At 66.8% G+C, this 11,074-nt stretch carries 8 protein-coding genes and 4 pseudogenes; 11 read left to right on the top strand and 1 reads right to left on the bottom strand.

What is annotated here, in order from left to right:
* Window positions 1–16: 16 nt before the first annotated feature.
* From FHR73_RS22785 to FHR73_RS08180, 11 genes and pseudogenes are all read left to right on the top strand, one after another.
* A pseudogene (locus FHR73_RS22785) lies at window positions 17–1,537 on the top strand (MCP four helix bundle domain-containing protein); the annotation flags it as partial.
* A 57-nt stretch (window positions 1,538–1,594) separates the two neighbouring features.
* Window positions 1,595–2,452 (top strand): annotated as a pseudogene (locus FHR73_RS22780) (methyl-accepting chemotaxis protein); the annotation flags it as partial.
* A 47-nt stretch (window positions 2,453–2,499) separates the two neighbouring features.
* A pseudogene (locus tag FHR73_RS22775) lies at window positions 2,500–3,750 on the top strand (MCP four helix bundle domain-containing protein); the annotation flags it as partial.
* Between the two features lie 57 nt (window positions 3,751–3,807).
* A pseudogene (locus FHR73_RS22770) lies at window positions 3,808–4,674 on the top strand (methyl-accepting chemotaxis protein); the annotation flags it as partial.
* Window positions 4,675–4,681: 7 nt separating this feature from the next.
* The gene (locus FHR73_RS08210) at window positions 4,682–5,185 is read left to right on the top strand and encodes a chemotaxis protein CheW (protein ID WP_183630431.1); all 504 of its coding nucleotides are present in this window, start codon (window positions 4,682–4,684) and stop codon (window positions 5,183–5,185) included.
* 82 nt (window positions 5,186–5,267) lie between these two features.
* Window positions 5,268–6,923, top strand: a complete 1,656-nt coding sequence (locus FHR73_RS08205; protein WP_183630430.1) for a methyl-accepting chemotaxis protein — start codon at window positions 5,268–5,270, stop codon at window positions 6,921–6,923.
* Complete coding sequence (locus tag FHR73_RS08200) at window positions 6,923–7,393, top strand: chemotaxis protein CheW (protein WP_183630429.1); 471 nt, start codon at window positions 6,923–6,925, stop codon at window positions 7,391–7,393. The genes FHR73_RS08205 and FHR73_RS08200 overlap by 1 nt, the downstream gene beginning before the upstream one ends.
* A gap of 10 nt (window positions 7,394–7,403) precedes the next feature.
* Window positions 7,404–8,207, top strand: coding sequence for a protein-glutamate O-methyltransferase CheR (locus tag FHR73_RS08195; protein ID WP_133859374.1), 804 nt, complete (start codon window positions 7,404–7,406; stop codon window positions 8,205–8,207).
* Window positions 8,208–8,209: 2 nt separating this feature from the next.
* Window positions 8,210–8,719 carry a chemotaxis protein CheD gene (locus FHR73_RS08190; protein ID WP_183630428.1) on the top strand — a complete coding sequence of 170 codons (510 nt, stop codon included), beginning with the start codon at window positions 8,210–8,212 and terminating at the stop codon, window positions 8,717–8,719.
* Window positions 8,716–9,786: a chemotaxis response regulator protein-glutamate methylesterase gene (locus tag FHR73_RS08185; RefSeq protein WP_133859372.1), complete on the top strand. Its 1,071-nt coding sequence runs from the start codon at window positions 8,716–8,718 to the stop codon at window positions 9,784–9,786. The genes FHR73_RS08190 and FHR73_RS08185 overlap by 4 nt, the downstream gene beginning before the upstream one ends.
* Window positions 9,787–9,839: 53 nt before the next feature.
* Window positions 9,840–10,415 (top strand): DUF1349 domain-containing protein, encoded by a 576-nt coding sequence (locus tag FHR73_RS08180; protein WP_183630427.1) that lies wholly within the window; start codon window positions 9,840–9,842, stop codon window positions 10,413–10,415.
* Between the two features lie 15 nt (window positions 10,416–10,430).
* On the opposite strand, the gene FHR73_RS08175 is transcribed toward FHR73_RS08180, so the two are convergent.
* Window positions 10,431–10,901, bottom strand: a complete 471-nt coding sequence (locus FHR73_RS08175; protein WP_007162137.1) for a MaoC family dehydratase — start codon at window positions 10,899–10,901, stop codon at window positions 10,431–10,433.
* Window positions 10,902–11,074 lie beyond the last annotated feature (173 nt).

Genomic DNA, 11,074 nt, shown 5'->3' with positions numbered 1-11,074 from the left:
CAAGGATTTAGAGTCCATGACCGTTACCAAACGCATGTCCCTGCTGGTCCTCTCCGCGCTGCTGGGGATCATTCTCCTCGCGGGTATCGCCTACCAGCAACTCAGCCAGGTGTATGAGCGTGCCAATTACGGCAATGACAACACCGTCCCTTCGATTCTGGGTATCGATGCCATCGACGCCCATTCCGCGGACATCATCACCGGCATCTACCGCCATCTGGCTGCGGATGGCGAAGCAGCCACCCGTGAGGCCGAGAAGGAGCTGACCGAGGCCCAACAGCTGACCGAGAAGGCGCTCAAGGACTATGAGCCGCTCATTTCCGACGACACCGATCGGCGTATGCTGCAAGACGATCGCCAGGCGATCGCCCAGCTGAATGATCTCGTAGCCATCGTGCTGCCGCTGTCACGCGCCAGTCAGGACGAGGACGTCAAACGCATCCTCGGCGAGAAGCGCAAGGTCATCGACCATGTCGGCGATACCCTCGATGCGCACCGCGCCTACAACCAGAAACTGGGAGGCGAGCAGGCGCAGATCGCCGGCCATACCATGAGCCAGGCCACCGTCCTCTCCATCGGCATCGCCCTGGCGACCCTGCTGGTGGTCGGCCTGCTCGGCTTCTTCATTACCCGCAACCTGCTGCGCCAGTTGGGTGGCGAGCCGGCCGAGGTGGCCAAGGTCGCCAACCGCACCGCCGCGGGCGACCTGCCCGACGATCTGCAGCTGCGTGCCGGCGATGATTCCAGCCTGATGGCCGCCATGCAGCGCATGGTAGTGACCCTGCGCGGCCTGGTGCAGGAAATGAGCACCATGGCCAGCGAGCACGATCGCGGCGAGACCGAGGCCCGCATTCCGCTGGAGCGCTTCCAGGGCACCTTCCGCAACGTCGCCGAAGGCGTCAACGCCATGGTCGCCGGTCACCTCAGCGATTCCGCCAAGGCCATGGCCTGCGTCAAGCGCTTCGGCGAAGGCGACCTGGCCGCGCCGCTGGAACGTTTCCCCGGCAAGAAGGCGGTGATCAACGACAACCTCGAACAGGTTCGCGACAACATCCAGCTGCTGGTGGCGGAGATGGTGCAGCTGTCCGAGGCCCATGATCGCGGCGACACCGCTGCCCGCATCCCCGTCGAGCGCTTCCAGGGCACCTTCCGTGGCATGGCCGAAGGCGTCAACGCCATGGTCGCCGGCCACCTGAGCGACTCCGCCAAGGCCATGGACTGCGTCAAGCGCTTTGGCGAAGGCGATCTGTCGGTGCAGCTGGAACGCTTCCCCGGGCAGAAGGCGGTGATCAACGACAACCTCGAACAGGTCCGCGGCAACATTCAGCGCCTGGTCGAAGACGCCAATCTGCTGAGTCAGGCGGCCATGGCCGGTCGCCTGGATACCCGTGCCGATGCCAGTGCCCACCAGGGCGATTTCCGTCGTATCGTCGCCGGCATCAACGGCACCCTCGACGCCATCGTCGCCCCGGTCAACGAGGCCCTGGGCGTGATGGCCGGTCTCTCCCAGGGTGACCTGAGCCGCACCGTGCGCGGTGACTACCAGGGTCAGTTGCTGGAGCTCAAGGAGTCGATCAACGGCACCGTCGGCAAGCTGAACCAGATCATCGGCGATGTGCGCTTGTCGGCCGACTCCCTGGCCAGCGCCTCGGAAGAAATCTCCGCCACCGCCCAGAGCATGAGCCAGGCCAGCACCGAACAGGCTGCTTCGGTCGAGGAGACCAGCGCCAGCGTCGAGCAGATGTCGTCCTCCATCGCCCAGAACACCGAGAACGCCAAGATAACCGACGGCATGGCCGGCAAGGCCGCGCGGGAAGCCGGCGAGGGCGGTCAGGCGGTCGGCGAGACGCTGGTCGCCATGAAGACCATCGCCGACAAGATCGGCATCGTCGACGACATCGCCTACCAGACCAACCTGCTGGCGCTCAACGCCGCTATCGAAGCGGCCCGCGCCGGCGAACACGGCAAGGGCTTCGCCGTGGTGGCCGCCGAGGTCCGCAAGCTGGCCGAACGCAGCCAGGTCGCGGCCCAGGAAATCGGTACCGTGGCCAAGAGCAGCGTGGCCCTGGCCGAACGCGCCGGCACCCTGCTGGACCAGATGGTGCCGTCCATCAGCAAGACCTCGGACCTGGTGCAGGAAATCGCCGCCGCCAGTGAAGAGCAGAGCAGCGGGGTGAGCCAGATCAACGGCGCCATGCTGCAACTGAGCCAGATCACCCAGCAGAACGCCTCGGCGTCCGAGGAACTGGCTGCAACCGCCGAGGAAATGAGTACCCAGGCGGAGCAGCTGCAGCGGCTGATGGGCTTCTTCAATACCGGCGAAGGCCGGGTGGTACAGGACCTGGAGCGCGCGCTGGAGGCCTCGCGGCCCCGAGCCACGCGAGTCCCGGGCAAAGCACTGCGTACGGGTACCTCGGGCGCGCCTGACGGCTACGTCCCCTTCGAATCCTGACCCCTATCCTACGGCCACCTGCGGGTGGCCTTTTTGAGACCATCGACATGACCGTCATCAAGAAAATGCTGCTGCTGGTGCTGTCCGCGTTACTGGGCATCCTGGTGCTGGCCGGCGCCGGGCAATACGAGATCGACCAGGTGTTCCAGGCGGCCAACTACGGCAACGACAATACCGTTCCCAGTCTGAAGGCGCTCGGCGAGGTCAATGACAGCCGCTCCGACTACGTGGTGGGCATCTATCGCCACGTGCTGTCGACCAGCGCCGAAACCATGACCACCGTCGAGCAGGACCTGGCCGCGGCCAAGGAGCGTATCGGGCAGAGTCTCGGCAAGTACGAGACGCTGGTCTCGGACGACCGCGATCGTGGGCTGCTGGCCGCCGATCGCGCCGCCTTCACGGCGCTGTTCAGCCTCGGCGACCAGGTCATCGCCCTGTCGCGGCAGAATCGCAACGAAGACGCCCAGGCCCTGATGCGCAGCCGCACCGACGTGATGCTGGCCATCAACAAGGCCCTCGACGAGCACGTCAGCTACAACCAGACCCTCGCGCTGCAAGGCGTGCAGGTCGCCCAGAAGACCAAGGTCGAGGCCACCTGGCTGGCCCTGTCCATCGCCCTGGCGACCCTGCTGGCGGTGGCCCTGCTGGGCTTCTTCATCACCCGCAATCTGCTGCGTCAGCTGGGTGGTGAGCCTGCCGCCGTGGCGACCCTGGCCGGCCGCGTGGCCGCCGGCGATCTGCCCGACGACATCAAGCTGCGCGGCGACGACAAGACCAGCCTGATGGCGGCCATGCAGAACATGGTCACCACCCTGCGCGGCCTGATCAGCGAAATGAGCAGCATGTCGGCGGCTCACGACCGCGGCGAAACCGTGGTGCGCATTCCGGCCGAACGCTTCCAGGGCGCCTATCGCAACATGGCCGAAGGGGTCAACGGCATGGTCGCCGGCCACCTGAGCGATTCCGCCAAGGCCATGGCCTGCGTCAAGAGCTTCGGCGAAGGCGATCTGTCGGTGGCGCTGGAGCGCTTCCCCGGCCAGAAGGCGGTGATCAACGACAACCTCGAACAGGTCCGCGGCAACATCCAGCGCCTGGTCGAAGACGCCAATCTGCTGAGCCAGGCGGCCATGGCCGGGCGTCTCGACACCCGTGCCGATGCCAGTGCCCACCAGGGTGATTTCCGTCGTATCGTCGCCGGCATCAACGGCACCCTCGACGCCATCGTCGCCCCGGTCAACGAAGCCATGGGCGTGATGGCCGGCCTTTCCCAGGGCGACCTCAGCCGCACCGTGCGCGGTGACTACCAGGGTCAGTTGCTGGAGCTCAAGGAGTCGATCAACGGCACCGTCGGCAAGCTGAACCAGATCATCGGCGACGTGCGCCTGTCCGCCGATGCCCTGGCCAGTGCCTCGGAAGAGATCTCCGCCACCGCCCAGAGCATGAGCCAGGCCAGCACCGAACAGGCCGCCTCGGTCGAGGAGACCAGCGCCAGCGTCGAGCAGATGTCGGCGTCGATCGCCCAGAACACCGAAAACGCCAAGGTCACCGACGGCATGGCCGGCAAGGCCGCGCGCGAGGCCAACGAAGGCGGCGAAGCGGTGGGTGAGACCCTGGTGGCCATGAAGACCATCGCCGAAAAGATCGGCATCGTCGACGACATCGCCTACCAGACCAACCTGCTGGCGCTCAACGCGGCCATCGAAGCGGCCCGCGCTGGCGAGCACGGCAAGGGCTTCGCCGTGGTGGCCGCCGAGGTGCGCAAGCTGGCCGAACGCAGCCAGGTCGCGGCCCAGGAAATCGGCACCGTGGCCAAGAGCAGCGTGGCCCTGGCCGAGCGCGCCGGGTCACTGCTCGACGAAATGGTACCGTCCATCAGCAAGACCTCCGATCTGGTACAGGAAATCGCCGCTGCGTCCGAAGAACAGAGTAGCGGAGTCACTCAGATCAATAGCGCCATGCTGCAACTCAACCAGATCACCCAACAGAACGCTTCGGCCTCGGAAGAGCTGGCCGCGACCGCCGAAGAGATGAGCGGTCAGGCAGAGCAGCTGCAGCGCCTGATGGGCTTCTTCCACACCGGCGACGGTCGTGCGGTCCAGGACCTGGAGCGCGCCATCGAGCAGACGCGCCCGGCTGCCAGCCGCATGGCCCAGCCGACCCCGCGTCGTCCCCAGATGGCCGCGGGCGGCCTGCCGGACGGTTACGTCCGCTTCCCGGAGTAATGGCTTCATGACTGCCCTGACCCTTGGCGACATCGCCCACGAACACCTCGGCCACCAGCACCTGACCTTCGTGGTCGACGGTGAGACCTATGCGGTGGATACCCTCGCGGTGCGCGAGATCATCGAGTTCGGCCAGCTGACCCAGGTCCCGCTGATGCCGGCCTGCATTCGCGGGGTGATCAATCTGCGCGGCGCCGTGGTCCCGGTGGTCGATCTGGAAGCCCGCTTCGGCGGCCGGCCGACCCGGGTCGGCCCGCGGACCTGCATCGTGATCCTGGAAGTGTGCGCCGACGAAGACACCCAGGTGCTGGGCGTGGTGGTGGATGCGGTGAGCGAGGTGCTGGAAATCGCCGCGGCGGATATCCGTCCGGCGCCGGCCTTTGGCAGTCGCCTGGCGCCGCACTTCATCGCCGGCATGGTCAAGTCCGAAAGCGGCTTCCTGACCCTGCTCGACGTTGCCCAGGTACTGGACGTACAGGAACTGGCGAGCCTGGCCCAGGCCGCCAGCTGAAAGACCCCCGCATTGCACGGGCGACGGTAACCGGCGCCTCTAAAACGAAACAGTCGTAACCGGCGCCGGAGGCGCTTCCACCATGCTGAACACACTTCGCGTCTCGACCAAGCTGGCGATCGGTTTCGGGACTGCCATCCTGATGCTGCTGCTGGTCATGGGCGTCGCCCTGCTGAACATGGGCACCATGAAGGACTCGGCCGACAACATGTCGAAATTCCGTTTCCCCATGACCGTCCAGGCCAACACCCTGGTGCGCAACACCCTGGACAGCGGCCGCCTGATGCGCAACCTGCTGCTGCTGGACGATGAGCGCGCCCTGGCCAAGACCAAGGAAGACATCGCCAAGGTCCGTTCAGGCAACGCAGAGATCCTCGCCGACCTGCAAAAGAAGATCACCACCGACGAAGGCAAGCAGAAGCTGGCCGCGGCCGTGGAAGCGCGTCAGCGCCTGCAGGACAAGTACGGCGAATTCTTTCGCCTGCTGGACACCGATCGCGGTCAGGCCCGGGACTATCTGCTGAACGTCTTCGCCCCCAACAACAACGAGCTGGTCGCCGCCCTCGGCGCCCTGAACGATCTGCAGGCCCAGCGCATGCAGGAAGCCGGTGAAGCGGCGACCGATGCCTATGTGGATGCCCGCAACCTGATGCTGGCCATCGGTGCGGTGGCGGCCCTGATCGCCATCCTGCTCGGCTACCTGATCACCCGCAGCCTGATCCGGCAGCTGGGTGGCGAACCGGCCTATGCCGCCGAGGTGGTGCAGCGCGTCGCCCGCGGCGACCTGAGCGTCGAGGTGACGACCCGCGAGGGCGACACCACCAGCATGCTGGCCTCGGTGCGCACCATGACCACCACCCTGGCGCAGATCATCAGCGACGTGCGCAGCTCGGCCGACGGCCTGGCCAGCGCCTCGGAAGAGGTCTCGGCCACCGCCCAGAGCATGAGCCAGGCCAGTACCGAGCAGGCGGCCTCCGTCGAGGAAACCAGCGCCAGCATCGAGGAAATGTCGGCTTCCATCGCCCAGAACACCGAGAACGCCAAGGTCACCGACGGCATGGCCGGCAAGGCCGCGCGGGAAGCGGACGAGGGTGGCCAGGCCGTGCGCGAGACCCTGGTGGCCATGAAGACCATCGCCGACAAGATCGGCATCGTCGACGACATCGCCTACCAGACCAATCTGCTGGCCCTCAACGCCGCCATCGAAGCCGCCCGCGCCGGCGAGCACGGCAAGGGCTTCGCCGTGGTGGCCGCCGAGGTGCGCAAGCTGGCCGAACGCAGCCAGATCGCCGCCCAGGAAATCGGCACCGTGGCCAAGAGCAGCGTGGCCCTGGCCGAGCGCGCCGGATCCCTGCTGAGCGAGATGGTGCCCTCCATCAACAAGACCTCCGATCTGGTGCAGGAAATCACCGCGGCCTCCGAAGAGCAGAGCGCCGGGGTCGAGCAGATCAATGGCGCCATGCTGCAACTGAGCCAGATCACCCAGCAGAACGCCTCGGCGTCCGAAGAACTGGCCGCCACCGCGGAAGAGATGAGCGGCCAGGCCGAGCAGCTCCAGCAGATGATGGAATTCTTCACCCTGAGCGGTTCGCCGGTGGCGCAACAGGTCGCCCGTCCCGGCGCCAAGCGCTCGGGTCCGAGCCTGGCCGAGCGCACCTCGGCGCTGATCGACTCGCCCCGTCGCGCGCCCCGGGGCAGCGTGCCGGCCGGTTTCGCCCGTTTCGAGGAGCAAGCCTGATGCTATTGCGCCAGTTTCTGACCTTTCAGCTCGCCGGTGACCTCTACGGCGTGAACACCGGTTGCGTGCGGGAAATCATCGAGTACGGCGCGGTCACCACGGTGCCCATGCTGCCGCCGGCCATCCGTGGCGTCATCAACCTGCGCGGCGCGGCCGTGCCGGTCATGGACCTCGGCGTGCGCTTTCGCAACGAGGTGACCGAGACCTCCCGCCGCAGCTGCATCGTGGTGCTGGAGATCCAGGTCGACGGTGGCCCCCAGGTGTTCGGCATCGTGGTGGACGCGGTCTGCGAGGTGCTGGAGATCGGCGCCGACGGCATCGAGCCGGCGCCGCGCTTCGGCGCCTCGATCCGCACCGACTTCATCCTCGGCATGGCCAAGCAGGGGGCGGGTTTCGTCATCCTGCTCGACATGGATCGGGTCCTGGGCGCGGACGATCTCGCCCAGCTCGCCGCCATGACCGCTGCCTGAGTCGCGAAACATGGAACTCCCCGCGCTGACCGACAGCGAATTCCGCCAGTTTCGCAGCTTCATCTTCCGGGTCGCCGGCATCAGCATGTCCGATGCCAAGCGCCCGCTGGTGAGCGGTCGCCTGGCCAAGCGCGTGCGCCAGCGCGGCACGCCCAGCTATGACGCCTATTTCCAGCTGATCCAGCGCGACCAGGCGGAATGCCAGATGGCGGTCGATCTGCTGACCACCAACGAAACCTACTTCTTTCGCGAGCCCAAGCACTTCGACTTCCTGCGCGAGCAGGTGCTGCCGAACTGGGAAAGGCGCCAGCCGTTGCGGCTGTGGAGCGGTGCCTGCTCCTCGGGTGAGGAGCCCTATACCCTGGCCATGACCCTGGCCGAAGGGCTGGGCGAGCGGCCCTGGGAAATCGTCGCCTCCGACCTCAGCACCCGGGTGCTGGCCAAGGCGCGCAACGCCCAGTATCCGCTCGCCGAAGCCGAGAACATCCCGCCGGCGCTGTTGCGGCGCTACTGCTTCAAGGGCGTGGGCGACAACGACGGCACCTTTCTGGTGGATCCGCGCCTGACCGCGCGGATCGCCTTTCGCCAGATCAACCTGAACAACTCCCTGCCGGAGCTGGGCACCTTCGACATCATCTTCCTGCGCAACGTGATGATCTATTTCGACGTGCCCACCAAGCGCCAGGTGGTGGCCCGCCTGGTCCGCCACCTGCGGCCCGGCGGCTACTTCTTCGTCAGTCATTCCGAGAGCCTCAACGGGGTGACCGACGCCCTGAAAATGGTCAGTCCCTCCATCTATCAACGTCCGCTCTAGCCATGGCAGCCGCGCCGGAGCTGTTTCTGCGTCCAGGCGAATGGTATTTCGGCCAGGGCGAGTTGCGGATCCGGACCATCCTGGGTTCCTGCGTGTCCTTCGTCTTCTGGAATCCGCGGCGGCGCCTCGGCGGCATGACCCATGCGCTGTTGCCCACGCGCCAGCGCGCCGCGCCCGGCGCGCCCGCCGACGGTCACTATGTCGACGAGTCCCTGCAGTTGATACTGGGGGCGATCGCCCGCCACGGTGGTGATCTGCCCGGCTACCAGGTGCACCTCTACGGCGGCGGCAACATGTTTCCCCAGCTCCTGCGCGATCGCGTCCGCAACATCGGCGACGTCAACGTCGAAGCGGCGCTGGCGCAGCTGGCCAAGGCCGGTCTCCACTCGGCGCGGACCCATGTCCGTGGCGCCGGCCATCGCAAACTGTCCCTGGACCTCGTCGACGGCCGGGTGCTCATGCAACAGGTGGAGCTACCCTATGTTCCGCCGCTTACGAGACTTACTCCATGAACAAGATCAAGGTCCTTATCGTCGACGACTCCGCCGTGGTGCGGCAGGTGCTCGCCCAGAGTCTCGCGGAGGATCCGGCCATCGAGGTGCTGGGGGTCGCCGCCGACCCGGTGTTCGCCCAGGACAAGATGCGCAAGCAGTGGCCCGACGTCATCGTGCTGGACGTGGAGATGCCGCGCATGGACGGCATCACCTTTCTCAAGAAGATCATGGCGGAGCGCCCGACCCCGGTGGTGATCTGCTCGACCCTGACCGAGAAGGGCGCCGCCACCACCCTGCAGGCCATGGCCGCCGGGGCGGTCAGCATCGTCACCAAGCCCCAGGCCAACCTCAAGCAATTCCTCAAGGACGCCTCCGACGACCTCACCAGTGCGGTCAAGGCCGCCGCCCGGGCCAATCTCAAGCGCCTGGCGCCGCGTGGCGTGCCGGTGGTGCCGACACCCAAGCTCAGCGCCGACGCCATCCTGCCGGCCGGTGGCAGCCCGGCCATGGCGCGCACCACCGAACGCATCGTCGCCCTGGGTACCTCCACCGGTGGGACCCAGGCCCTGGAAGCGGTGCTGACCTCGCTGCCGCGGGTCTGCCCCGGCATCGTGGTGGTGCAGCACATGCCCGAGCGCTTCACCGCCGCCTTCGCCGAGCGCCTGGATCGCCTCTGCGAACTGGAGGTGCGCGAAGCCCGGCATGGCGATCGGGTCCTGCCGGGGCGGGTGCTGATCGCCCCGGGTGGTCGCCACATGCTGCTCAAGCGCAGCGGTGCCCAGTACCAGGTGGACGTGGTCGACGGTCCGCCGGTCAGTCGCCATCGACCCTCGGTGGACGTGCTGTTCCGCTCGGTGGCGCGGGCCGCCGGCAGCAATGCCCTGGGGATCATCATGACCGGCATGGGCGACGACGGCGCCCGTGGCCTCAAGGAGTTGCGTGACGTCGGCGGCCGTACCCTCGGCCAGGACGAAGACAGCTGCGTGGTCTACGGCATGCCCAAGGAAGCCATGAAGCTCGGCGCGGTGGAGCAGGAAATCGGCCTCGGCCAGATCGCCGCCGCCATTCTCAAGGGCGGGGTCTAGACGAACTTGCGGGGCAGGCGGGACTCCAAGCGCGAGCACGCGAGGAGAGCCCCATGTTCGACATCTGCCAATGGATCAACGAACCCGAGACCTGGCTGGCCGAGCCCGAGCGGCTGCGGGTCATCACCGATCGCCACAGTGACTTCTGGCGTCAGACCCACGACGGCGCCGAGCGCCACAGCGGTCACTTCTTCGGCGCCCGGGTCACCAGTGGTTTCACCGCCCAGCTGCGGGTGGCGGCGCGCTGCAAGAACCAGGGCGACCACGCCGGGCTGATGGTGCGGATCGATGAGCAGCAGTGGCTGCGCGTCGGCATCGGCTACTTCGACGATACCCCCCAGCTGCTCAGCGTCCTGACCCTGGGACGCTCGGATCTGGCCGTGGGCGCGCCGCTGGGTGAGCGAGAGGAGGTGTGGCTGAGGGTCACCCTGACCCAGGGCACCCTGCGGGTCCAGGCCTCGTTCGACGGTCAGCGCTGGCCGTTGCTGCGCCTGGCCAGCCTGCCGGCCGCCGTGGAATACCGGGTCGGCCCGGTGTGCGGCACCCCGGAGCGCGGCGGCATGGAAGTGGCGTTCAGCGACTTCAGTCTGCAGGCCCCGCTGCAGCGAGGCCTGGCCGATCTGAGTTGAAGCGGGGAGGGTGGCTCAGCCGACGGTGACGGGGGGCAATTCGACCTGCTGCACCTGCACCGGCTTGCGCGGCGCGACCACCTTGGCGACGCCGTCGACGACCTTGTCACCGTGCTGGTTGAACACCCGGGTAGCCAGGTTCACGCGAAATTTCGGCAGCTTTTCCAGCACCTCGATTTCCACCGTCAGGGTATCGCCCAGCTTGACCGGCTTTTCGAAGGTCATGGTCTGGTCGACATAGAGGGTGCCCGGCCCCGGCAGGTTGCAGGCCACCGCGGCGCTGATCAGGGCGCCACTGAGCATGCCGTGGGCGATGGGCTCGCGAAACAGCGTCTTGGCGGCGAATTCGGCGTCCAGGTGCAGCGGGTTGCAGTCGCCGGAGAGGGCCGCGAACAGCAGCACGTCGCGCTGCTCGATGGTGCGGGTCACGGTCACCTTCTGGCCGATTTCGAGGGCTTCATAAGGGATGTTTTCGGTCAGGCTCATGAAGCGCTCCGGCAGCTGTGACAAGGCGGCGGACGCCGCGAAGCCGGGCATTCTACCCAGCCTCGCCGCCGGAGGCTAATCGACTCCCGGAAAAGCCGGCAGAGAGGATGACCGCAAGTGACTATCTGGTCATTAGGTGACGTTCAGGGCGGATTTTGATGCTGTTGCGGGCT

Source organism: Pseudomonas sp. AS2.8 (assembly GCF_014190935.1).
Lineage (GTDB): Bacteria > Pseudomonadota > Gammaproteobacteria > Pseudomonadales > Pseudomonadaceae > Chryseomonas.
The sequence above is the reverse complement of the archived record's forward strand: the minus strand, read 5'-3'. Positions and strand labels throughout refer to the sequence as shown.